The 22,807-nt window shown below is 57.0% G+C and carries 19 protein-coding genes; 17 read left to right on the top strand and 2 right to left on the bottom strand.

The window, feature by feature from the left end; all coding sequences use genetic code 11:
• Positions 1–167: 167 nt before the first annotated feature.
• The 10 genes from ACR3EH_RS01200 to ACR3EH_RS01155 all read left to right on the top strand — a co-directional run bounded on the left by ACR3EH_RS01200 (position 168) and on the right by ACR3EH_RS01155 (position 11,613).
• Positions 168–3,587 carry an indolepyruvate ferredoxin oxidoreductase family protein gene (locus ACR3EH_RS01200; protein WP_171183031.1) on the top strand — a complete coding sequence of 1,140 codons (3,420 nt, stop codon included), beginning with the start codon at positions 168–170 and terminating at the stop codon, positions 3,585–3,587.
• A 78-nt stretch (positions 3,588–3,665) separates the two neighbouring features.
• On the top strand, positions 3,666–4,544 hold the full coding sequence (locus tag ACR3EH_RS01195) for a lysophospholipid acyltransferase family protein (protein WP_171183032.1): 879 nt from the start codon (positions 3,666–3,668) through the stop codon (positions 4,542–4,544).
• Between the two features lie 8 nt (positions 4,545–4,552).
• Positions 4,553–5,362 carry a glutamate racemase gene (locus ACR3EH_RS01190; protein WP_171183034.1) on the top strand — a complete coding sequence of 270 codons (810 nt, stop codon included), beginning with the start codon at positions 4,553–4,555 and terminating at the stop codon, positions 5,360–5,362.
• Between the two features lie 94 nt (positions 5,363–5,456).
• On the top strand, positions 5,457–6,485 hold the full coding sequence (gene argC / locus ACR3EH_RS01185) for an N-acetyl-gamma-glutamyl-phosphate reductase (protein ID WP_171089832.1): 1,029 nt from the start codon (positions 5,457–5,459) through the stop codon (positions 6,483–6,485).
• 7 nt (positions 6,486–6,492) lie between these two features.
• Positions 6,493–6,939, top strand: coding sequence for a cytochrome c maturation protein CcmE (ccmE, locus tag ACR3EH_RS01180; protein ID WP_171183037.1), 447 nt, complete (start codon positions 6,493–6,495; stop codon positions 6,937–6,939).
• 149 nt (positions 6,940–7,088) lie between these two features.
• Entirely contained in the window at positions 7,089–7,700 is a 612-nt protein-coding gene (locus ACR3EH_RS01175) for a holin-associated N-acetylmuramidase (RefSeq protein WP_171183629.1), read from the top strand.
• Positions 7,691–8,269, top strand: coding sequence for a holin family protein (locus ACR3EH_RS01170; protein ID WP_171183039.1), 579 nt, complete (start codon positions 7,691–7,693; stop codon positions 8,267–8,269). Before ACR3EH_RS01175 ends, ACR3EH_RS01170 begins: the two co-directional genes overlap by 10 nt.
• A gap of 75 nt (positions 8,270–8,344) precedes the next feature.
• Positions 8,345–10,309, top strand: a complete 1,965-nt coding sequence (locus ACR3EH_RS01165) for a heme lyase CcmF/NrfE family subunit (RefSeq protein WP_171183040.1) — start codon at positions 8,345–8,347, stop codon at positions 10,307–10,309.
• Positions 10,306–10,761 (top strand): cytochrome c-type biogenesis protein, encoded by a 456-nt coding sequence (locus ACR3EH_RS01160; protein WP_171183042.1) that lies wholly within the window; start codon positions 10,306–10,308, stop codon positions 10,759–10,761. Before ACR3EH_RS01165 ends, ACR3EH_RS01160 begins: the two co-directional genes overlap by 4 nt.
• A 75-nt stretch (positions 10,762–10,836) precedes the next feature.
• The gene (locus ACR3EH_RS01155; protein ID WP_171089843.1) at positions 10,837–11,613 is read left to right on the top strand and encodes an enoyl-CoA hydratase-related protein; all 777 of its coding nucleotides are present in this window, start codon (positions 10,837–10,839) and stop codon (positions 11,611–11,613) included.
• A gap of 6 nt (positions 11,614–11,619) precedes the next feature.
• Here the strand turns inward: ACR3EH_RS01155 and bmt are convergent, their stop codons facing one another.
• Both bmt and ACR3EH_RS01145 read right to left on the bottom strand, forming a co-directional pair.
• A complete protein-coding gene (gene bmt, locus ACR3EH_RS01150) occupies positions 11,620–12,633 on the bottom strand; it encodes a betaine--homocysteine S-methyltransferase (protein ID WP_171183043.1) in 1,014 nt (337 codons plus the stop codon).
• A gap of 121 nt (positions 12,634–12,754) precedes the next feature.
• Positions 12,755–13,072 carry a DUF1476 domain-containing protein gene (locus ACR3EH_RS01145; protein ID WP_171089847.1) on the bottom strand — a complete coding sequence of 106 codons (318 nt, stop codon included), beginning with the start codon at positions 13,070–13,072 and terminating at the stop codon, positions 12,755–12,757.
• 187 nt (positions 13,073–13,259) lie between these two features.
• Between ACR3EH_RS01145 and purC the strand changes: the two genes are divergently transcribed.
• The 7 genes from purC to ACR3EH_RS01110 all read left to right on the top strand — a co-directional run bounded on the left by purC (position 13,260) and on the right by ACR3EH_RS01110 (position 22,777).
• Positions 13,260–14,015 carry a phosphoribosylaminoimidazolesuccinocarboxamide synthase gene (gene purC / locus ACR3EH_RS01140; protein WP_171089849.1) on the top strand — a complete coding sequence of 252 codons (756 nt, stop codon included), beginning with the start codon at positions 13,260–13,262 and terminating at the stop codon, positions 14,013–14,015.
• A gap of 237 nt (positions 14,016–14,252) precedes the next feature.
• Positions 14,253–14,483 (top strand): phosphoribosylformylglycinamidine synthase subunit PurS, encoded by a 231-nt coding sequence (purS, locus tag ACR3EH_RS01135; protein ID WP_117872765.1) that lies wholly within the window; start codon positions 14,253–14,255, stop codon positions 14,481–14,483.
• Positions 14,484–14,487: 4 nt separating this feature from the next.
• Complete coding sequence (locus tag ACR3EH_RS01130; protein WP_171183045.1) at positions 14,488–15,531, top strand: zinc-dependent alcohol dehydrogenase family protein; 1,044 nt, start codon at positions 14,488–14,490, stop codon at positions 15,529–15,531.
• 11 nt (positions 15,532–15,542) lie between these two features.
• Positions 15,543–16,211, top strand: coding sequence for a phosphoribosylformylglycinamidine synthase subunit PurQ (gene purQ, locus ACR3EH_RS01125; protein WP_171183047.1), 669 nt, complete (start codon positions 15,543–15,545; stop codon positions 16,209–16,211).
• Between the two features lie 69 nt (positions 16,212–16,280).
• On the top strand, positions 16,281–18,026 hold the full coding sequence (locus tag ACR3EH_RS01120) for a sensor histidine kinase (RefSeq protein WP_171183049.1): 1,746 nt from the start codon (positions 16,281–16,283) through the stop codon (positions 18,024–18,026).
• Between the two features lie 12 nt (positions 18,027–18,038).
• The gene (locus ACR3EH_RS01115; RefSeq protein WP_171183050.1) at positions 18,039–19,373 is read left to right on the top strand and encodes a sigma-54-dependent transcriptional regulator; all 1,335 of its coding nucleotides are present in this window, start codon (positions 18,039–18,041) and stop codon (positions 19,371–19,373) included.
• Positions 19,374–19,870: 497 nt separating this feature from the next.
• Positions 19,871–22,777 (top strand): Rne/Rng family ribonuclease, encoded by a 2,907-nt coding sequence (locus ACR3EH_RS01110; RefSeq protein ID WP_171675543.1) that lies wholly within the window; start codon positions 19,871–19,873, stop codon positions 22,775–22,777.
• Positions 22,778–22,807: the final 30 nt, after the last annotated feature.

Raw genomic sequence — 22,807 nt, 5'->3', positions numbered from 1 at the left:
CCGCAACTTTCGTTATCCATTTGAACGCCTATATGAAAGAGGTGACAAGTTCCACATTCAAAGGGCGAAATCGTTACTTATCAGTGGATAAATCCTATGCAGGTCAGAAATTATGACCTAAAATGCACCGAAATAAAGCACACTGATCTGACGAGGGGAGACGTCTGATGAGTCAGCCACAGATAACATTGAACGACCGGTTCGATCTTGAGAAAAATCCCGTTCTGTTGAACGGAACTCAGGCGCTTGTTCGGTTGATGCTGATGCAAAAAGCCAGAGATCGGCAGGCGGGCCTGAATACGGCGGGTCTTGTAACCGGGTATCGGGGGTCACCCCTTGGCGCGGTTGATCAGCAAATGATGCGCGCTCAAAAGCCGCTGGCCGAAAACGATGTGACGTTTCAGTTCGGCTTAAACGAAGATCTCGCCGCGACCGCCCTGTGGGGCAGTCAGCAAGCAGGGTTGCGGGGCGACGGCAAGTTCGACGGGGTTTTCGGACTTTGGTACGGCAAAGGTCCAGGGGTTGATCGATCCGGTGACGTTATGCGTCACGCGAACATGGCCGGTACGGCCAAGCACGGCGGCGTCCTTATGGCCATGGGCGATGATCACACCGGCGAAAGCTCGACCGTTCTGCACCAGTCAGAATGGTCTCTGGTCGATATGTATATGCCGATTGTCAGCCCCGCTGGCGTTCAGGAAATTCTGGACTACGGCATATACGGCTTTGCTCTTAGTCGTTTTGCTGGCGTTTGGGTTGGCTTGAAAACGATGAAAGACACGATCGAGGTCACATCGGTTGTGGACGGTAGCCCTGACCGAATGCAGGTTGTTTTGCCCGAGTTCGACATGCCGGACGGCGGGTTGAATATTCGTTTGGGCGATACCCCGCATCTGCAGGAAACGCGTGTCATCGACTACAAGAGGTTCGCGGCCGAAACGTTTTCCCATGCCAATAAGCTCGACAAGCGGATGTGGGGCAAGCCGGGGGCCAAGATCGGATTCGTCGCAGCGGGCAAGAATTGGTTGGACCTATCCCATGCTCTGTCGCTTTTGAATATCGACGAGTCCGAAGCTGAACGGCTGGGGATCACCACTTACAAAGTTGGGCAGACCTTCCCGCTGGATATGGCCGGGTTCCATGACTGGGCCGAAGGGCTGGACTTGATTGTGATCGTCGAGGAAAAGCGCAAGCTGATCGAAGTTCAGGTCAAGGAGGCCATCTTTGACGACCGGCGCGGCCGCAGAGTTTATGGCTGGTACAAAGGTGGGGCGGGGACGCTGCACCGGGAAGAACTATTCCCCACGCGTGGCGCGCTTGATCCGATCATGATCGCCGAAAAACTGGGTGAAATCCTGATCGAAGAGGGGCGCGAAACTGAAGGCATCAACGCCGGGCTTGCATCCTTGTCCGAAGCTCGCCGGGCCGACAACGCGCAGGAAATCGCGACACGACTTCCGTATTTTTGTTCGGGCTGCCCGCACAACAGTTCCACCAAAGTGCCCGATGGCAGCCGCGCCTATGCCGGTATCGGCTGTCACTATATGGTTCAGTGGATGGACCGCGAGACGACAGGTTTCACCCAAATGGGCGGAGAAGGCGCGAACTGGATTGGTGAAGCTCCGTTTTCGACCACCAATCACGTGTTCCAGAACCTGGGCGACGGCACTTATAACCATTCGGGCGTTCAGGCGATCCGGGCGGCGTTGTCTGCAGGAACGAACATCACCTTCAAAATCCTGTTCAACGACGCGGTCGCCATGACCGGCGGGCAGGACAACGAAGGCGACCTGACTGCAGAAAGGATCGTTGCCGAGGTCAAGGCGATGGGCGTCCGCGAGGTCGCTTTGGTCTATGACGAAAAGGAAGACGTAAACTTCAAGGCGCTGCCTGCAAGCGTTCAGACATATGAGCGCGCGGATCTTATGCAGGTGCAGGAGAAATTCCGCGAGATCGAAGGCGTCTCGGTCATTGTCTACGTTCAGACCTGCGCGGCTGAAAAACGTCGCCGTCGCAAGCGAGGCACATTCCCGGACCCGGACAAACGTGTGTTCATCAACACCGATGTTTGCGAAGGCTGTGGCGATTGTGGGGTGCAGTCGAACTGCGTATCGATCGTGCCGAAACAAACTGAACTGGGCCGTAAGCGAGCCATTGATCAGTCAAGCTGCAACAAGGACTTTTCCTGCCTGAACGGGTTCTGTCCCTCGTTCGTGACGCTTGAGGGCGCGAAAATCCGTAAAGAGGCAACGACCGAGATCGATCTGCCGGATTTGCCGATGCCGGAGCTTCCCGCGATCAAGGGAACGCATAACGTGGTAATCACGGGTGTTGGTGGTACAGGCGTCGTCACCCTTGGTGCAATTCTTGCTCAGGCCGCGCAGATCGATGGCAAAGGCGCGGGCATGATGGAAATGGCGGGCTTGGCACAGAAAGGTGGCGCGGTTCATATCCACTGCCGTCTGGCCAACCGCCCCGAAGATATCAGCGCGATCCGCGTTGCCACCGGTGAAGCCCACGCGCTGATCGGCGGCGATTTGGTGGTTTCCGCCGGGGCGAAGACCTTGGGCCTGACGCGCACAGGACGTACTGGTGCAGTCGTGAACAGCCATGAAACGGTCACTGGCGACTTCACACGCAATACGGAGTTTCGCATTCCAGCCGATCAGCTGGAGCTGGCCTTGCAGGCGCGGCTGAAAGAAGATGTCTCGCTTTTTGACGCGACCGATCTGGCGCGTGCCGTGATGGGGGATTCGATCTACTCCAACATGATGATCTTTGGCGCGACATGGCAGCGAGGGTTGTTGCCGGTTAGCCATCAGGCGATCTTTGACGCCATCGAGTTGAACGGAACGGCGGTCGAACGAAACAAGCGTGCGTTTGACATCGGTCGTTGGGCGGTGCTGCATCCGGATGAGGTACAGTCCATACTGTCCCCAACCGTGGCCGAGATGCCCAAAACGCTGGACCAGATCATCGAGTTCCGTGCGCAGCACCTGACCGAATACCAAAGCGCCCGGTTGGCGAAACGGTATCGTAAGTTGGTTGACAGCGTTGAGGACGCTGAGGTGCGCGAAGCAGTCGCAAAGGGCTATCACAAGCTTCTGTCATACAAGGATGAATACGAGGTTGCGCGCCTTCTGCTGACCAGTCGGGAAAAGGCGGCGGCCGAGTTTGATGGCGATTTTAAGATGACCTTCCATTTGGCACCGCCGATTTTCGGAGGATCGGGCAGTAACGGCAGGCCCAAGAAGCGCGCATTCAGCGAATCTGTCATGGGTCCGTTGAAGCTGCTGACCAAGTTGAAGGCCCTGCGCGGCACGCCGTTCGATGTTTTCGGATATTCGTCCGAACGCAAGATGGAGCGTGCTTTGATCCGGCAGTACGAAAAAGACATGCGCGAAGTGCTGCCTTTATTGTCGCAGGACACGCGTGATGCGATCTCTGCGTTGGCTCGACTGCCGCTGGATATCCGTGGTTTCGGACCTGTTTTGCAGGAAAACGAGGCCAAAGCAGCCAAGCGGCGCGAGGAGTTGCTGGCATCGATCCGAAGCGGTGGGCCTGAGTTGAAGGCTGCGGCGGAGTAACTCGTCACAACCCTGTCACGATGGCTAGGCAAAATTGTTACTTGCACTTATTTTGCAGGCAACAAACCGGAGACCCAAATGCCTTCTCGTCGTCATGCTGTTCGTGACATCTCTTATGCCCATTCCGCTGAAACCAAAGGCGGGCGAATGGTCATCAAACTTATGGAGAATACCACGGGTCGAATGCGCCTGATCAAACGCGCGGATGGATACGAGAAAGACGTTGCCAACGGGCGCGACTTTTGGGCCGTTATGGTCGAACGCTATGGTCTGACATTGGATGTTGTGGGCGGATCTCTTGCGAACATTCCGGCAGATGGCCCCCTGATCCTGATTGCCAATCATCCCTATGGCATTCTGGATGGCCTAATGATGGGGCACATTCTGTCGGAGACACGCGGAGATTTCCGCATTTTGGCGCATCGGGTGTTCCGCAAGGCCGAGGATCTGAACCGCATCATTCTGCCTATTTCGTTTGATGAAACGAAGGAAGCGATGAAGCTGAATTTGGAGACGCGCAAAACGGCTCTCAACTATCTGGGCGAGGGCGGGGCGATTGGTATTTTCCCCGGAGGCACGGTCAGCACCGGCGTCAAGCCGTTTGCCCATCCTATGGATCCGGGTTGGCGCGGCTTTACCGCTCGGATGGTGGCAAAGTCCAATGCCACCGTGGTGCCGGTTTTCTTTGATGGGCACACGTCGCGCCTGTTCCAGATCGCAAGCCATTTGCACAACACGCTGCGCATGGGCTTGCTGATCAAAGAATTCAAAAAGCGCGTGGATACGCCTGTCAAAGTGGTGATCGGAGAGCCTATAGGGCGCGACGTTCTGGATCCATTGGGTAAGGATACGCGCAAGATGATGGATTTCCTGCGCAAAGCCACGTATGAGCTGTCTCCAGAGCCGTTGGAGTCATATGACTACGGCTATGAATTTGAGGAACGGCATCGCGCCTGAAGGGGCAAATGGCAGTAGGTATCTTTGATTCCGGTTTGGGCGGTCTGACCGTCCTGAACGCCGCGCAGCAACGGCTGCCCGACGTGGATTTCCTGTATTTTGCGGACAGTGCACATGCACCTTACGGTGTGCGTGATGCCGAGGATATTTATCAGCTGACCCGTAAGGCCGTGCACGCACTGTGGGATCGCGGGTGCAATCTGGTGATTCTGGCCTGCAACACCGCAAGCGCTGCCGCCTTGCGCCGGATGCAGGAAGAAGGCGTGCCCGACGGCAAGCGGGTGCTGGGCGTCTTTGTTCCCTTGATCGAAGCGCTGACCGAGCGGCAATGGGGGGACAACTCTCCACCACGCGAAGTGGCTGTCAAGCACGTGGCGTTGTTCGCCACGCCTGCCACTGTGTCCAGCCGGGCCTTTCAACGGGAACTGGCATTCCGCGCAATCGGTGTGGATGTCGAGGCGCAGGCCTGTGGCGGCGTGGTCGATGCTATTGAAGATGGCGACATGATCCTGGCGGAGGCTCTGGTTCGTAGCCATGTGGATGCTTTGAAACGAAAAATGCCCGAGCCGCAGGCCGCGATTTTAGGCTGCACACACTATCCGTTGATGGCCGAGACCTTTCAGGCCGCCTTGGGTTCAGATGTTCAGGTCTTTAGCCAAGGGGATCTGGTGGCCGAAAGCCTGGCCGATTATCTGCAACGCCACCCCAATATGTTGGGTGATGGCGCAGGTGGCTACCTGACCACGGGCAAGCCGGGTTTTGTCAGTGATCGTGCAACGCAATTCCTCCGACGACAAATCTCGTTCGAGGCGGCCTGATTTAGGTCAAGGACGCACTTCCCCGAATTTTCTAATTCAAAGACCGTCACATCGGCGGTCGTGATATGTGACACATGCAAAGAAGAGGTCTGACATGACCCACAAAATCGCAATTCTGGGCGCTTCTGGGTACACCGGCGCTGAACTGGTGCGGCTGATCGCCGAGCACCCGAACATGGACATTGTTGCTTTGGCTGCCGAACGGAAGGCGGGCATGAGCATGGCGCAGGTGTTTCCGCATCTGCGGCACATGGACTTGCCGGATCTGTGCAAGATTTCCGAGATCGATTTCTCCAATGTTGATCTGTGTTTCTGCGCTTTGCCGCACAAAACTAGCCAAGAGGTGATCCGGGACCTGCCGAAAGACTTGAAGATCATTGATTTGTCAGCGGATTTCCGGCTGCAGGACCCGGATGAGTATGAGAAGTGGTATGGCAACCCGCACAGCGCTTTGGAACAGCAGGAAGAAGCCGTTTATGGTCTAACCGAGTTCTATCGGGATGAAATCAGGTCAGCGCGCTTGGTCGCTGGTACAGGCTGCAACGCGGCGACAGGGCAGTATGTGCTGCGTCCGTTGATCTCTGCCGGTGTCATTGATCTGGATGATATTGTGCTGGATCTGAAATGCGCCGTGTCGGGCGCTGGCCGGTCGCTGAAGGAAAACTTGCTGCACGCTGAGCTTAGTGAAGGTGCCAATGCTTACGCAGTCGGTGGCACGCACCGGCATCTGGGCGAATTTGATCAGGAATTCTCGAAGCTTGCAGGTCGCACTGTGCATGTACAGTTCACGCCGCATCTGATACCGGCAAACCGGGGAATTCTGGCAACGACCTATGTAAAGGGTGATCCGCAAAGCGTCTATGAAACGCTGGCAAAGACTTATGCAGACGAGCCCTTTATCCAGATGCTGCCTATGGGAGAGGCACCTTCGACCCATCACGTCAGAGGGTCGAACTTCTGTCATATCGGAGTGGTCGCGGACAGAATCGAACGTCGCGCAATCGTGATTGCCGCGCTGGATAACCTGACAAAAGGTAGCAGTGGCCAAGCCTTGCAGAACGCCAACCTGATGTTAGGTGAGGATGAAACTTTGGGCCTGATGATGGCCCCTCTATTCCCGTGAGGACGGTATGAAAACGCTCAAAAAACGTCGTCGAGTACAAGTCATTCTGGTAGCGGTCGTTGCCTTGGTGGCATCGACGGCTTTGATTGGGTGGGCCTTGCAGGATGGCATCAACTTTTTCCGTTCACCCAGCGAGGTGATTGCCGAGCCGCCGAAACCGACCGAGGTTTTCCGCATTGGCGGGCTGGTGGAAGAAGGCTCGATCATTCGTGGGCAGGGTGAAACCGTGCATTTTGTGGTTACAGATGGGGGCGAGAGTGTCCAGGTTTCGTTTACAGGTGTCCTGCCGGATCTGTTTACCGAGAATCAGGGTATGGTTGGCACCGGAAGTTATGTGAACGGCGTGTTCGAAGCGACTGAAATCCTTGCCAAACATGATGAAACCTACATGCCGAAAGAGGTTATGGACGCGCTGAAAGAGCAAGGCGTTTATAAAGAGGCGGAGGGAAGCTGAACGCAGCTGCGCTGCGTGCCTCTGGCAGAGGTATTTTTGAACAGAAGAAGCGGGGCGTTGCGCGCAATAGGCGGGCAGCGCCCTTTGCAATTACCGTGTTGTAAGTTGTTTGCAGGACCGTTGCTCTGATCAACGAGTTGGGGAAGATGATGCAAACGGTTCGGCAGATCGCGAAAGAGATCGTGGCGCGGGAAGGCGGGTTTGTGGATGATCCGGACGATCCCGGTGGGGCCACAAAATATGGCGTAACCATTCACACCATGCGGCGTTTGGGATTGGATTTGAATGGCGACGATGTGGTTGACCGACGTGATGTGCATGGATTGACCCAGCGGCAGGCGGTCGAGATATTCGTACGTCAGTACTTTGTGAAGCCAGGCATCTCGCGGTTGCCTGATCTACTGCAGGCTTCGGTCTTTGACATGTATGTGAACGCCGGGGCGCAGGCGATAAAGATCCTGCAGCGGTTGTTGCGGGACATGGGATTCAACGTGGCGGTGGATGGAGTAATTGGTGCCAAGACCGCAGCAGCTTGCGAAAAAGCAGCGCAACCGGAGCCAATTGCTTTGCGGGATGCCTACGGGGTGGCGCGGCGGAACTACTATTTTCGCCTTGCTGATCGGCGACCGGCCTCGAGGAAATATGCGCGCAGCCGGTCGGGGGGCAAAGGTGGCTGGATCAAACGCGCAGAAGAGTTTTTGTCAGAGCGATACCATCTTTCTGACGCCGAGTTTCAGGGAAGGGTTGCGGCATGGGGTTGATCTCGGGTGTTTTGGCGCTTTTGTTCGGGAACGGGCGGAACGCGGTTCGGGAAACCGTTGAGATTTACCGTGAGAACACTGAAGCAAGTGCGCAGAGAGGTGCTGAGGCGCAAGCGCAGGCCATGTTGCAGTTTGGAGGCGAGTTTCAAACTGCGCAAAAAGGATCATTTGACCGATTCATGGATGGGGTAAACCGGTTGCCGCGCCCGGCTTTGGCCTTGGGAACATTGGGTTTGTTTGTGGCCGCCATGGTGGACCCGTTGTGGTTTGCTGCAAGGATGCAGGGCATGGCCTTGGTGCCAGAGCCCATGTGGTGGTTGTTGGGTGTCATCGTGTCCTTCTATTTTGGGGCGCGGCATCAGTTGAAAACGCAAGAGTTTCAGAAGGATATCAGTGCGACCATGCTGCAATTGCCTGCTGTTCTGAACAATCTCGAGCAGCTGCGCGAACTGCGCAGCGATAGTCCGGGCGCTGCAGGTCCCGGATCAGGTTCCGCTTTGTCGCAGGATATTACGCACCCCGATGCCAACCCGGCGCTGGATGATTGGCGCAAGCATCGCAGGGCGTGACCCGCGACACTATGTGCCCCCGGATCGGGCGAAAGTTATTGGCCCCCGGATTGGCCCCGGAGTATATTCCGGGGCATGATTACAGAACTCGGCCACTTCGCCCTTATCCTCGCCTTCTTTGTCGCCATCGTGCAAAGTGTCGTGCCCTTGATCGGGGCTTCTAAACGTTGGGCCGGATGGATGGCATTTGCCGAACCCTCGGCCATCGTTCAGTTCCTGCTGACGGCATTTTCCTTCGGTGCGTTGATCTGGGCTTTTGTCGTGTCGGATTTTTCCCTGAGGATCGTGGTTGAGAACAGCCATTCGGCCAAGCCGATGATCTACAAGATCAGTGGCACATGGGGGAACCACGAAGGATCCATGTTGCTGTGGGTGTTGATTGTCACCTTGTTTGGCGCATTGGCCGCGTTCTTTGGAGGTGGGTTGCCGCCGACGCTCAAGGCCCGCGTGCTGGCGGTGCAATCGTCTATAGCGGTAGCGTTTTTTGCCTTTATCCTGTTCACGTCGAACCCGTTTGACCGACTTGCAATTGCGCCGTTTGACGGGCGCGACCTGAATCCGCTGTTGCAAGACCCGGGTTTGGCGTTTCATCCGCCCTTTCTGTACCTCGGCTATGTCGGGCTGAGCATGGCGTTCAGCTTTGCCATCGCAGCCCTGATCGAAGGGCGTGTCGATGCAGCATGGGGGCGTTGGGTACGGCCCTGGACATTGGCCGCCTGGGTCTTTTTGACCATTGGTATCGCGCTGGGGTCGTGGTGGGCTTATTACGAATTGGGCTGGGGCGGGTTCTGGTTCTGGGATCCAGTCGAGAATGCGTCGTTCATGCCCTGGCTTCTGGCAGCCGCTTTGCTGCACTCTGCCATCGTTGTGGAGAAGCGCGAAGCGCTGAAAAGCTGGACTATTCTGCTGGCGATTATCGCGTTCGGATTTTCACTGATCGGCACGTTCATTGTGCGTTCGGGTCTTCTGACTTCGGTTCATGCCTTCGCCACCGATCCCGAGCGCGGCGTGTTTATCCTGATGATCCTGGTGTTCTTCATTGGTGGGGCGCTGACATTGTTTGCCGCGCGTGCCCAAGCGATGGAGGCCAAGGGCGTCTTTGGCATGGTCAGCCGCGAAAGCGCTTTGGTGGCGAACAACGTTTTGCTGGCCGTCAGTTGCTTCGTTGTTTTTGTGGGCACCATGTGGCCCATGGTGGCCGAGATGATGTTCGACCGGAAGCTTTCGGTCGGAGCGCCTTTCTTCAACGCTGCATTCTCTCCGTTTATGGTGCTACTCGGGCTGATCCTGCCGATCGGTTCGATGCTTCCTTGGAAACGTGGAAGGATTGGAAAGACGGCTTGGTCTCTGCGTTACGCCTTTGGGCTGGCGCTGGCGATTGCGTTGCTGGTTTGGGCGATGCAGACTGGACGCAGCGCGTTGGGGCCGGTGGGTCTGTTCCTTGGGGCATGGATTACGTTTGGTGCCGCCATAGATTTGTGGAGCCGCACGGGCCGCAACGGCAGCCTGAAACGCCTGTTCCGCCTGCCGGGTGCAGATTGGGGTAAAGCGGTCGCGCATACGGGTCTGGGCGTCACCATCTTTGCCGTGGCTGGTCTGACCGCTTGGGAGGCCGAAGATATCCGCGTCGCGCAACCCAATCAGCCCTTTGAGGTAGGGCAGTTTACCCTGACACTGCAAGACGTGCGATTGGTTGAAGGGCCGAACTATTTCTCGACCACGGCTGATGTTCTGGTTGAAAAGAATGGACGGCCGATTGGGACACTTCACCCTGAAAAGCGGGACTATCCGGTTGCCCGCATGCCCACGACCGAGGCCGCGATTGATTACCGTTTCCTGGGTGATCTTTACGTTGTGATCGGTGATCAACAGGCAGATGGGGGCTGGGTCATGCGCACCTATATCAAACCGTTCGCGAACTGGATCTGGGCTGGCTGCATCCTGATGTCGCTTGGCGGTATCCTCAGCTTGTGTGACAGGCGGTTCCGGGTGGCTGCAGGGGCGCGAAAAACACCGGTTGGCGGAGTACCCGCAGAATGAAACGCCTTGTACTGATCCTGATGATGCTGGCGACACCCGTGTTCTCGGTGCAGCCGGACGAGGTTTTGGATGATCCTGTGCTGGAACAACGGGCTCGCGATCTCAGCACCGGATTGCGTTGCCTTGTTTGTCGGAACGAAAGCATCGACGAAAGCAACGCCGATCTGGCGCGTGATTTGCGTTTGTTGCTGCGGGAACGTCTGGTTGCAGGTGATACCGACGAACAGGCCATCGCGTTTATCGTGGATCGCTACGGTGAATACGTTCTGCTTAAGCCGACCACCAGCGGCTCGAACCTGTTCCTTTGGCTCGCTGGCCCTATCATGCTGTTGATTGCGGCTGGGGTTGGGCTGAACTTTCTACGCACCCGTGCCAAAGCTCATGCGTCAGTTGAAAGCACGGCGCTGAGTGAAGACGAAAAGGAGCGTCTGCGCCGAATTCTTGAAGACTGACGTTTGGTTCTGCCTTTACCTTCTTGTTTGGGCCAGTAAGTGTTCGAAAACGCTTGGCGCGACGGGAGGGTTTTCATGCATTACGAAACAGTTGTTCTGGACATTACGGACGGTCTGGCGGTTCTGACCTTGAACAGACCTGACAAAATGAACGCTCTGACAACTCAGATGCGCGCTGAAATTACCCATGCAATGAAAGACGCGGCAACCCGAGCCCGGTGCATCGTGATCACCGGCGCTGGTCCCGCTTTTTGTTCCGGGCAGGATCTGGGCGATGCCTCTTCAACCGGCAAGATTGATCTGGAGCGGTCTTTGCGCGACGAATACGAACCAATGCTGGAAACGATCCACAGCTGTCCGGTTCCCACAATTGCGGCTGTAAACGGTGCTGCGGCCGGGGCAGGGGCGAACCTCGCCCTTTGCGCGGATGTTGTGATCGCAACTGAAAGCGCCTATTTCCTGCAAGCCTTTGCGCGGATCGGTTTGTTACCGGATGCCGGAGGAACCTGGTTCATGCCGCGCCAGATGGGGCTGGCCAAGGCGATGGGTGCGGCGTTGTTCGCCGACAAGATCAGCGCGCAACAAGCGGATGACTGGGGCTTGATCTGGGAATCTGTACCTGATGACAATTTCGCAGCGCATTGGCGGAAACGGGCAGAATATCTGGCCAATGGTCCGACAGCAGCCTACGGCGCGATCAAACAGGCCATTCGTGGAACTTATGAAAATACACTACCTCAGCAGCTTGCGACCGAAGCGCATCTGCAGGGCGAATGTGGTCGCTCGCGCGATTTCGCCGAAGGTGTGGTGGCTTTCATGGGAAAACGCCCTCCGAAATTCGAAGGGCGCTAATTCACTTCAGGCGCGGCGGCGGCGGCGCGTGCGGCGTTCAGGGACAGCCTCGTCGCCCGTTCCATCAGAGGCCGATGTAAACGGACCTAACGCATCAGTGATCTGATCCAAAGTCGGGCGTTCGCCGCGCGAGGTGGTATCCAAAGCTTCACGCATCTTGCGCAGGTGATCTGGCATTGTTCCGCAGCAACCGCCAATGATTGTCGCGCCGGCATCGCGTGCCATAGCTGCATACTGGCCCATAAGTTCGGGCGTGCCGTCATAATGGATGTGACCATCCACGTATTTCGGAATGCCCGCGTTACCCTTGGAGATCAGAGGACGCTCTGTGCCTTGCGCTGCAAAGCCCAGAATTGTGCGCAAAATGTCTGATGCGCCGGTTCCACAGTTTGCACCAAAGGCGATGGGTGGGTTGGACAGCGTTTCGACTATTTGCGCCAAATCGGCCGAGGTCACACCCATCATTGTGCGCCCAGCGGTATCAAAGCTCATCGTGCCACACCACGGCATGTCAGCCAGTGCAAATGCTTCGGCCGCGGCTCGGAACTCCTCAGGGGCGCTGATGGTTTCCACCCAGAGCACATCAACACCGCCTTCTTTCAGCGCTGCTGCTTGTTCGTGGAACATTTCCACCGCGTCGGAATGCGTCAGGCTGCCGACCGGTTCCATGATTTCACCAGTTGGTCCAACAGATCCTGCAACCACGACGGGACGCCCGGCCTTGTCTGCCACCTCGCGTCCGAGTTCAGCACCGATGCGGTTTAGCTCGCCCACGCGATTCTGAGCTTCGTGCAGCTTGAGCCGTGCGGACGTACCGCCAAAGGTGTTGGTCAGAAACAGGTCACTGCCCGCATCCACCGAACCCTGATACAGCGCCCGGATCTTGTCGGGGGCGTCCACGTTCCAAAGTTCGGGCGCGTCACCAGACTGCAAGCCCATGTTGAACAGATTTGTTCCGGTCGCACCATCAGCCAAAATGGCATCTTTGGTTTCCAGAAGCTTGCTCAGCGCGTTTGTCATTGGGTTATTCCAGAAAAAGGCGCAAAACGCCGTTAAAAATAGAGACGCCCCATGTCACATGACAGGGGCGTCAAATCAAATTCATAAAACTCATGAAGATCATGAGCTGTGTAAGAAAAACTTAGTCGGCCTCGCTCATGACCTGAGCTTTGGCTTCGGGCAGAATCTCGGCCATCTTGGCGCGGATTTCTTCGGCCGAAGACAAATCACCCAGATCACCGGCGACTTTGCGGACAACGTCTTCGTGTCCGGCTTCTTCGAAGTCGGCGACTACTACGGTCTTGGCATATTCTTCGGCTTCTGCGCCGGATTTGCCCAGCTTTTCTGCCGCCCACAGGCCCAGCAGTTTGTTGCAGCGGGCCTGTGCCTTGAACTGCATTTCTTCATCATGGGCAAACTTGGCTTCAAAGGCGTTTTCGCGTTCGTCGAACGTGGTCATTGGGTGAGGACCTCTTGGGTTACATCTTCTTTCCTGATGATATGACCATACGACGTCCCGGGCGCAAGGTATTTGCGCTGCGTCAAAGCCTCTCGGGTACATGAACTTGCGGGAAAAGAGTGCTTGCACTATGAGGACGCCAACGAGAGGGGACTCATTCCCTTTGCTCAGACTGGAAAGGTCGCTTATGGCGCGTCGCAAGAAAATCTACGAAGGCAAAGCCAAGATTTTGTATGAAGGCCCCGAACCGGGCACGATCGTGCAGTATTTCAAGGATGACGCCACAGCATTCAACGCTGAAAAGAAGGATGTGATTGACGGCAAAGGCGTGTTGAACAATCGCCTGTCCGAGTTCTTCATGAACGGCCTGACCCAGATCGGTATTCCGAACCACTTTATTCGCCGCCTGAACATGCGCGAACAACTGGTGCGTAATTGCGAAATCGTTCCGTTGGAAGTGATCGTTCGAAACTATGCCGCCGGATCGATGTCTAAACGTCTGGGCATAGCCGAAGGGACACAGCTGCCGCGCCCGATCGTTGAATATTGCTATAAAGACGATGCGCTGGGTGATCCTCTGGTCACCGAAGAACATATCGCTGCCTTTGGCTGGGCCAGCCAGCAGGACATGGACGATATCCTCAGCCTAGCGCTGCGCGTGAACGACTTCATGAGCGGTGTGATGCTGGCGGTTGGTATCCGCCTTGTGGACTTCAAGATCGAAATCGGACGCATTTTCGAAGGGGATTATCAGCGTTTGATCGTGGCTGACGAAATCAGCCCTGACAGCTGCCGCCTTTGGGACATCGAAACCGGTCAGAAGCTGGACAAAGACGTGTTCCGTCGTGACCTGGGCAATCTGACCGATGCGTATTCAGAAGTTGCGCGCCGTTTGGGTGTGCTACCGAATACCAATGTCACCAAGCCGACACTGATCAACTGACCCGTTCTGGGAACTTTTGTTTCAACTAAACTGCGCCGCGGCAAAAATCGCGGCGCATTTTTGGTTTTTGCGGTCTCGACAGGTTCATCTGTTGATTATCAACCAAAAGAGTTGCTTTGCGTGATGACAACTGCGGCAAACTGCTTGGGAAACAGGGTTGTCGAAAACGGTCAGGCACGCTATCCCCCGCGCAACGAAATGGGCCATGGATAGCGGCCCGAAGGTGGAGTTGCCAAAATGAAAGCACGGGTTCATGTGATGCTCAAGAACGGGGTGCTGGACCCGCAGGGCGAAGCAGTTCGGCACGCATTGGGCGCAATGGGCTTTGATCAGGTCGAAGGTGTCCGTCAGGGCAAAGTGATTGATCTTGAACTGGCCGATGGCGCGACCGAGGCAGATGTGACCGAAATGTGCGAAAAGCTGTTGGCCAACACCGTCATCGAACGCTACGAGATCGAACTGGTCTGATCGAATGCGGGCCGCGCGTCTGATCACCTACCGTCAACCGCTTGAGGTTGCGACCGTGCCCGATCCCGAACCCGCCGAAGATGGTGTTGTGGTTCGGGTTTTGGCGTGTGGCGTGTGCCGATCCGATTGGCATGCATGGTCAGGCGCGGACCCGGACGTAATCCTTCCGATGACACCCGGTCATGAATATTGTGGTGAGGTTGTCGCGGTCGGTTCTCGGGTCACCCGCTGGCGGGTGGGCGACAAGGTCATCGCGCCGTTCATTCTGGCTTGCGGACATTGCGCAGACTGCGCGCAGGGGCACCAGACAATCTGTAACGACCAGATTGTTCCTGGGTTCACCTGTGATGGTGCTTTTGCGGAATATATCGCTGTGGCCCATGCGGATGCGAACCTCACAACATTGCCCGATAGCATTGCGCCCGAAGTTGCTGCAGCCTTGGGGTGTCGTGTGACAACGGCCTGGCAGGCTTTGGTCGGACGGGCGCAGGTTCAGGGTGGGGAATGGATTGCTGTCTTCGGCGGCGGCGGTGTTGGGATTTCCACGCTGCTTTTAGGCAAGGCCCTTGGCGCAAGGGTCGTCGTGGTCGACATTGCGGATGACAAGCTGAGCTATGCACAGTCTTTGGGGGCTGATGCGGTTGTCAATGCCACAACATGTGATGCGCCGCAGGCAGTAAAAGACATCACTGGCGGCGGCGCGCATGTTGCCATCGAGGCTTTGGGCATCGAAGTCACAACTGTGTCGGCGATGCGGTCGCTGCGCAAAATGGGCCGCATGGTGCAGATCGGCATGCCGGCCGGGGATCACACGCAGATGGCTTTGCCGATGGACGTGCTTTATTCCGGCCAGCTTTCTATTTTCGGAACGCGGGGCATGCCAAGCTGGCGCTATCCGTCTTTGTTGTCGCTGATCGCAGGGGGCAGGATTGACCTGAGCCCGCTGGTCACGCGCAAAATAACTCTTAACCAGGTGAGTGCTGAGCTTGCCGCCTTTGACCACCCAACCCCTCCGGGCGTTGCAGTGGTTACAGATTTTGTCTCGTAGGAGGGCCCGCCATGCGCGCAGCCGTAATCGTATTCCCCGGATCCAACTGTGACCGAGACCTCGCCGTCGCCTTTGAGCAGGCCGGTTTCAAGGTTGATATGGTTTGGCACAAAGACGCGGCCTTGCCCGACGGTGTTGATATCGTGGGCGTACCGGGTGGCTTTTCCTATGGAGACTATCTGCGCTGCGGTGCCATCGCCGCCAAATCTCCGATCTGTAAGGCGGTGGTCGAGCATACCGAACGCGGCGGCTATGCCGTGGGTATCTGCAACGGGTTTCAGGTTTTGACGGAAACCGGCATCCTGCCTGGCGCGTTGCTGCGCAATGCCGGTCTGAAATACATCTGCAAAACAGTGGGCTTGAAGGTCGAAACAAGCGACAGCGTGTTTACCGGGGGCTATAATGCAGGCGACGTGATCGGTATCCCAATCGCGCACCATGACGGCAACTACTTCGCGGATGACGAAACACTTGCGGCCCTAAAGGATCAGGATCGCATCGCGTTCACCTATACCGAGAATCCCAATGGCTCGGTCGGCGACATCGCTGGCATCCTGTCCGAAAACCGCCGAGTAATGGGGATGATGCCTCATCCCGAGCGTGCGGCAGATGAAGGGCATGGTGGCACGGACGGAGTGGCGCTGTTCCGCGCATTGTCAGGCGTGTTTGAAGCAGCGTGACTTGAGGTCGCGCGCGCCCGCGCGTAACGTCTGGCCATGAACTCGGACGTGCGATCAGCTTGGTCAAATATGTTGAAACCGCTTCGCGGTGCTCCGCTGGGCTGGCGTTTGCGCGTTGCCGTTCTTGTTTTGCTGCTTGCAACTATTACCACGGTTTGGATTACCAATAGCCTGTTGACCGACAGGTTCACGGAATCAACGCGAAACCGGGCAGAGCTGCGACTGGCCCTGTATTCCGGTAACCTGCTGAGTGAGTTGCGTCGAAACTCGATCGTGCCACAGTTGCTGGCACGAGACCCGACCCTGATTTCAGCGCTGCAATCCAGTGATTATACGTTGTCGACCCAGCGCCTGATTTCCTTCGTTGAAGAAATTGGCGCGGCCTCGCTGATGCTTTTGGACAGCGATGGTCGAACCGTTGCCGCAACGGATCGGAACAAGCTGGGTGAAGGGCACAGAAATACAGCTTATTATGTGGATGCCATCCGGTCTAATGCCACGATCTTTTCGGTCATTCCCAGGGACTCCGGCGGATACAGCTTCGTCTATTCCCGGCGACTGGAAAACGGATCGGAAATTTTGGGGGTCATCGTTGTCGAGGTCGACCTTCAGAAATTCGAACGCGCCTGGGCCGGTATTTCGGACGCGGTGATGGTCACCGACAGTACCGGAACCATTATCCTGTCTACCGAGCCCCGCTGGCGTGGGTTGGAAGAGAGCACGGCGATGCTGCGGCAACCGCCGCAGGGTGCAATTCAACGCGCTATTCGGGCTACAACCGATTGGACGGCTTTGCCACCGGATGCCTACCTGCAAGGCGAGGCCGTGATGCGCATGGAAACACGCATCCCGTTCCGGGGTTGGCAAATGACGTCGTTCACCACCTTTGAGTCGATCCGCGAAAAGGTTAACAGCGTGCTTGCTCTGGAAATCATGGGATTTGCGATTCTTCTGGCGCTGACGTTTTATGCGCTCAGCCGTCGGGCGACCCTTCGCATGGCGCTGTTTCAGCGCGAGTCGGCAGAGCTTCGCGCATTGAACGCACGGCTACAGCGGGAAATTGCTGAGCGGGAACGGGTTGAAAAGACGCTGGATTTGGCGGAACAGACCCTTGCGCAAAGTTCGAAATTGGCCGCCTTGGGCGAGATGTCGGCTGCGGTAAGTCACGAGCTTAATCAACCTCTGGCTGCAATGAAAACATATCTCGCCGGGGCGCGTCTGTTGTTGCGGCGCAACCGACCGGAAGAGGCGCTTGCCAGCTTTGGACGCATCGACGGTCTGATCGAGCGGATGGGTGCGATCACGCGCCAGCTCAAGTCTTATGCCCGCAAAGGGGCGGATGCGTTTTCGCCTGTAAACCTTGGTGAAGCGCTGGCCTCGGCCTTGTCCATGATGGAGCCGCAACTGCGTCAGCGTCATGTGAAGATCACTCAGATCCTGCCGGAAGAACCTGTCATGGTGATGGGGGACCGGATGCGGATCGAGCAGGTGATGGTCAACCTCTTGCGAAACGCGCTGGATGCCACCAAATCGGTAGCAGAGCCGGATGTGGAAATCATCCTGGCGGCGGGCGACATGGCGGTTCTGACCGTGCGGGACAACGGGCACGGTATCGAGGATATCGAGAACCTGTTCGAGCCGTTCTATACTACCAAACAGCCTGGCGACGGGGTTGGACTGGGGCTTGCCATCTCGTCGGGGATCGTGAACGACCATGGGGGACGGCTGACTGCGCGCAACGGCCAATATGGTGGCGCGGTGTTTGAAATGCAGTTGCCAGCACTGGGAAGCGACGGCCTTGAGGCCGCGGAATAACGAGGAATGACTATGGCACAGGCCATGAAAATTGCCATTGTGGATGACGAACAGGACATGCGCCAGTCGATCAGCCAGTGGCTTGCTTTGTCCGGATACGACACTGAAACCTTTGCCAGCGCGGAAGATGCGCTCAAGGTTCTGGGACCGGATTATCCGGGGATTGTGATTTCGGACATCAAGATGCCGGGGATGGATGGAATTCAGCTTTTGAGAAAGCTGATGGGGGCCGACAGCACCCTGCCAGTCATAATGATCACGGGGCATGGCGACGTTCCGATGGCGGTTGAGGCGATGCGCGTTGGTGCGTTCGATTTCCTTGAAAAGCCGTTTAACCCTGATCGCATGTCCGAACTGGCCAAACGCGCCAGCAATGCACGCCGTCTGACACTGGACAACCGGGCGCTGCGGCGTGAGCTGTCGGGTGGCACGCAGATCATGAACAAGCTGATCGGTGCCAGCCCGGTTATGGAAAGGCTGCGTGAGGATATTCTGGATCTTGGGCAAGCCGATGGTCATGTATTGATCGACGGCGAGACGGGAACCGGCAAGACGCTGGTGGCGCATGCGCTGCATGCGGTGGGCAGCCGCGCAGGCAAGAAGTTTGTTCTGGTGTCCTGCGCCGCGTTGGAGGAAGACGCGCTGGCCAAGCGCCTTTTTGGCCCGATGATGCCCGAGGATGCGCAACTGCCGGCCATCGAAGAAGCACGCGGCGGGACACTGGTGCTGGAAGATGTTGAGGCGCTGAGCGATACGTTGCAGGCCAAACTGCTGAGCGTGATGAACGAGCAGGGCACCCCTGCTGAAACGCGGATTGTTGCGATTTCGAACCTGCAGGAAGCGGGGAAGACATCCGAAGACGTTCTGCGCCCCGACCTGTTCTATCGGTTGGCGGCATTGCGGATCACCATGCCGCCACTTCGTCAGCGGGGTGAGGACATTCTTACCCTCTTCACGCGCCTCAGCGAGCAATTTGCAGAGGAATATGGCTGCGATGCCCCTCAGGTCAGTGCGCAGGAAGCGGCGCAATTGTTGCAGGCCCCGTGGCCAGGCAATGTGCGTCAACTGATCAATATTGCCGAGCGTGCCGTGCTACAATCACGCCGTGGATCAGGAACGATTGCGTCATTGTTGATGTCCGACCATGAAGAGATGCAGCCGGTGATGACCACCGAAGGCAAGCCGTTGAAGGAATATGTCGAAGCGTTCGAGCGGATGCTGATCGACAATACAATGCGCCGCCACAAGGGGTCGATCGCGTCGGTCATGGACGAATTGTGCCTGCCGCGCCGGACGTTGAACGAGAAGATGGCCAAATACGGACTTCAGCGGTCGGACTATCTTTAACCGTTGCGAATGGGGGCTCTGCCCCCGTCGCCTTTGGCGACTCCCCCGAGGTATTTTAGGCCAGATGAAGAGATCCCGCGCTGCGTCGGCGGTCTTGATGCAGTTTGCCCATTGTCTTTTCCACAGGACTGCTTTTATTGTGTTCGGACGGGCCGGGCCTTTTTAGCGCTCTTAAGTCCCGAATCTTTGAGTTTCGCTGCTTTGCTGCACGTTAATTTCGCTGCGAAGCAGACCGATTGTGCCCCGATTGCGGGCAGTGGAGTACCTGAGCCCGATACGTCGGGTGAAAGGAATAAATGGGCGGGCTGCAGAAACTGCGCCTGTCGGAGAAGAACCGCGATGACGCGCGCGCAACGATTGAGAGACCGGGCAGGGGGCTACAGCGCCAGACCCTGCCGCGCGCCGTCTGATATCGCCCTGACAAGACACCTCCCCAAAAGCGCCTGTCCGCCTGGACAGGTCAGGACAACGCGTTTGGCGCGGTGCACTAAGGAAACATGGCTAAGAAAATGCTTATCGATGCCACCCACGCGGAGGAAACCCGCGTCGTGGTGGTCGACGGAAACAAGGTCGAGGAGTTCGATTTTGAATCCGAAAACAAACGCCAGCTTGCTGGCAACATCTACCTTGCAAAAGTAACACGGGTTGAGCCGTCGCTGCAGGCGGCGTTTGTCGACTATGGTGGGAACCGTCACGGATTCCTGGCCTTTTCGGAAATTCATCCGGACTACTATCAGATCCCCGTCGCCGACCGTGAGGCGTTGATGGAGGAAGAGCGCGCTTATGCCGAGGCGATGAAGGCGCGTGACGAAGCCGAAGAAGCCAAGCCCAAAAAGCGGCGGTCTCGGTCGCGTTCCAAGGCGGCAGATGTGAAGTCGGACGATCCGGTTGAGACAATGGAGGTTTCGACCGAGCCAACCGGTATGGAAACCATCGATTTGGCCGATGGCGAAGATGCAGATGCAGAGGTGCCCGAGGGAACCTCTCCGATGGAGATCGTGGCTGAAACACCGGTAGAAGAGCCGGAAGACAGCGATGCGACTTCGGCAGAAACTGCGTCAGATAACGCGGCAGAAGAATCTGCTTCTGAGGTGGAAGACACGTCTGCATCGCCCGAAGAAGCCGGCGACGACACAGGTGAAGTCAGTAAAGACGCTGGTGAGGCCTCAAGCGATGAGACAGAAGTAAGCGCAGAAGCTGATAGCGCATCGGCAAATGAGGCAGGGACGGAGGCGGTTGCTTCTGACGATGTTGAGACCTCGGGTGAAGCTGCTGCAGATGCAGACGGCGATCAGGGTGCGGAAGACGAGGATGCTGAAGGCAAGAGCGCCGATGCCTCGTCGAAAGACGACTCGATTGAATCTGTAGCTGACGAAGATGACAGCGAAGACATCCGTCCGCCACGCAAACCGCGCCCGCGTCGTTACAAGATTCAGGAAGTCATCAAGGTTCGTCAGGTCCTGCTGGTGCAGGTGGTCAAGGAAGAGCGCGGCAACAAGGGTGCTGCGCTGACAACCTATCTGTCTTTGGCCGGTCGCTATTGTGTATTGATGCCGAACACCGCGCGCGGTGGCGGTATCAGCCGCAAAATCACCAACGCCGCCGACCGTAAGAAATTGAAAGAAATCGCCGCGGACATCGATGTGCCGACCGGGGCGGGTCTGATCATCCGCACTGCGGGTGCCAAACGCACCAAGTCCGAGATCAAGCGCGACTATGAATACCTGCAGCGTTTGTGGGAACAGATCCGCGCGCTCACGCTGGAGTCGATTGCGCCTGCAAAGATCTATGAGGAAGGCGACCTGATCAAACGGTCGATCCGCGATCTTTACAATCGAGACATTGATGAGGTTCTTGTTGAAGGCGAAGGCGGTTATCGCATCGCCAAGGACTTCATGAAAATGATCATGCCGTCCCACGCCAAGAACGTGAAACGGTACGAAGATGCCCTGCCTTTGTTCGCGCGCTATCAGGTGGAAAGCTATCTGGCGGGCATGTTCAACCCGACGGTTCAGCTGAAATCCGGTGGTTATATCGTGATCGGCGTGACCGAAGCTCTGGTTGCTATCGATGTAAACTCGGGGCGCGCGACCAAAGAAGGCTCGATCGAAGAGACCGCGCTGAAGACAAACCTGGAGGCCGCCGAAGAGGTGGCGCGCCAGCTGCGTCTTCGGGATTTGGCCGGTCTGATCGTCATCGATTTCATCGATATGGACGAGCGCAAGAATAATGCAGCGGTTGAAAAGCGTCTGAAGGACAAGCTGAAAACTGACCGCGCGCGCATTCAGGTGGGCCGGATTTCCGGCTTCGGTTTGTTGGAAATGAGCCGCCAGCGACTGCGACCCGGAATGATCGAGGCCACGACTCAGCCTTGTCCGGCATGTCACGGCACAGGTCTGATCCGTTCGGACGACAACATGGCCCTGTCGATTCTGCGTCAGATCGAAGAGGAAGGCACACGCCGTCGTTCGCGTGAAGTTTTGGTGCGTTGCCCAGTCGGCATTGCCAACTTCTTGATGAACCAGAAGCGTGAGCACATTGCTCAGATCGAAGCCCGGTATGGCCTGTCTGTGCGGATCGAAGGCGACATCCACTTGGTGAGCCCCGATTTCTCGATGGAGAAATTTAAAACCGCCAGCCGGATTGTGCCTGAAGCCACTGCGCCTGTCGTTTCTGTGGATGCGTCTCTGATGGACATGGTGGACTCGTCTGACGAGGAAGAGGTTGAGGAGGAAACCACCCCAACCGAAGATGATGCCAAGCCCAAGCGCAAACGTCGCCGTCGTCGGCGCAAGAAGGGTGGGGGCAATGGTGATGCCGCAGAGCAATCCAACGAAAGCTCCGAAGGAGAGGCGCAGGAGAACGCTTCTGGTGATGCCGCCGATGAAGAAGGTGCGGCTGACGTCGTAGAAGCGGAAGCGGCAGAGGAAGAAAAGCCTGCCAAGCCCAAGCGTAAACGTGCTCCGCGTCGCCGGAAAAAGGACGTTGCGGCCGAGGAAACGGTTGAACAGGCTGAAGCAACTGAAGGAGTTGAAGCTGAGACCGTAGCTGAGGCGCCTGTGGCCGAGGACGCTGCAGAAAACCCTGAGGCCGAGGTGCCCGAGGTGGCTCAGGAACAAGGCGAAACTGTTGAGGTGGAAGCTGAGACTGTTGAGGTTGCACCAGAGGAACCGGTGAACGCCGAAGAGGCCAGTGTCGAGGACGCGCCAGCAGAAGAGACGTCTGGTGTTGTGGAAGAACTTGCGGCGCAAGCGGTTGAAGAGGTCACTGCTGATGAGGTTGAGCCCGCAGTAGAAGCCCCTGTGGAAGAGACACCTGAGCCTGTGCTGGAAACAGTCGCGGAAGAACCGGAACCAGGCCCCGCCAAGCCGAAGCGACGCGGGTGGTGGTCGCTGGGCAAGTAATGAAAAGGCGGGCTGAGGAGCCCGCCTTTT

The organism is Ruegeria sp. BG7 (assembly GCF_056535685.1).
This window is presented reverse-complemented; position numbering and strand designations above follow the sequence as displayed.

Excerpts from the sequence above, each read along its gene's own strand:
- purQ (WP_171183047.1), top strand. The coding sequence starts at position 15,543 with ATGCGCGCAGCCGTAATCGTATTCCCCGGATCCAACTGTGACCGAGAC.
- ACR3EH_RS01195 (WP_171183032.1), top strand. The coding sequence starts at position 3,666 with ATGCCTTCTCGTCGTCATGCTGTTCGTGACATCTCTTATGCCCATTCC.
- ACR3EH_RS01110 (WP_171675543.1), top strand. The coding sequence starts at position 19,871 with ATGGCTAAGAAAATGCTTATCGATGCCACCCACGCGGAGGAAACCCGC.
- ACR3EH_RS01160 (WP_171183042.1), top strand. The coding sequence starts at position 10,306 with ATGAAACGCCTTGTACTGATCCTGATGATGCTGGCGACACCCGTGTTC.
- ACR3EH_RS01130 (WP_171183045.1), top strand. The coding sequence starts at position 14,488 with ATGCGGGCCGCGCGTCTGATCACCTACCGTCAACCGCTTGAGGTTGCG.
- ACR3EH_RS01200 (WP_171183031.1), top strand. The coding sequence starts at position 168 with ATGAGTCAGCCACAGATAACATTGAACGACCGGTTCGATCTTGAGAAA.
- purC (WP_171089849.1), top strand. The coding sequence starts at position 13,260 with ATGGCGCGTCGCAAGAAAATCTACGAAGGCAAAGCCAAGATTTTGTAT.
- ACR3EH_RS01120 (WP_171183049.1), top strand. The coding sequence starts at position 16,281 with ATGTTGAAACCGCTTCGCGGTGCTCCGCTGGGCTGGCGTTTGCGCGTT.
- ACR3EH_RS01165 (WP_171183040.1), top strand. The coding sequence starts at position 8,345 with ATGATTACAGAACTCGGCCACTTCGCCCTTATCCTCGCCTTCTTTGTC.
- ACR3EH_RS01155 (WP_171089843.1), top strand. The coding sequence starts at position 10,837 with ATGCATTACGAAACAGTTGTTCTGGACATTACGGACGGTCTGGCGGTT.
- bmt (WP_171183043.1), bottom strand. The coding sequence starts at position 12,633 with ATGACAAACGCGCTGAGCAAGCTTCTGGAAACCAAAGATGCCATTTTG.
- ACR3EH_RS01145 (WP_171089847.1), bottom strand. The coding sequence starts at position 13,072 with ATGACCACGTTCGACGAACGCGAAAACGCCTTTGAAGCCAAGTTTGCC.
- ccmE (WP_171183037.1), top strand. The coding sequence starts at position 6,493 with ATGAAAACGCTCAAAAAACGTCGTCGAGTACAAGTCATTCTGGTAGCG.
- ACR3EH_RS01170 (WP_171183039.1), top strand. The coding sequence starts at position 7,691 with ATGGGGTTGATCTCGGGTGTTTTGGCGCTTTTGTTCGGGAACGGGCGG.
- purS (WP_117872765.1), top strand. The coding sequence starts at position 14,253 with ATGAAAGCACGGGTTCATGTGATGCTCAAGAACGGGGTGCTGGACCCG.
- ACR3EH_RS01190 (WP_171183034.1), top strand. The coding sequence starts at position 4,553 with ATGGCAGTAGGTATCTTTGATTCCGGTTTGGGCGGTCTGACCGTCCTG.
- argC (WP_171089832.1), top strand. The coding sequence starts at position 5,457 with ATGACCCACAAAATCGCAATTCTGGGCGCTTCTGGGTACACCGGCGCT.
- ACR3EH_RS01175 (WP_171183629.1), top strand. The coding sequence starts at position 7,089 with ATGCAAACGGTTCGGCAGATCGCGAAAGAGATCGTGGCGCGGGAAGGC.
- ACR3EH_RS01115 (WP_171183050.1), top strand. The coding sequence starts at position 18,039 with ATGGCACAGGCCATGAAAATTGCCATTGTGGATGACGAACAGGACATG.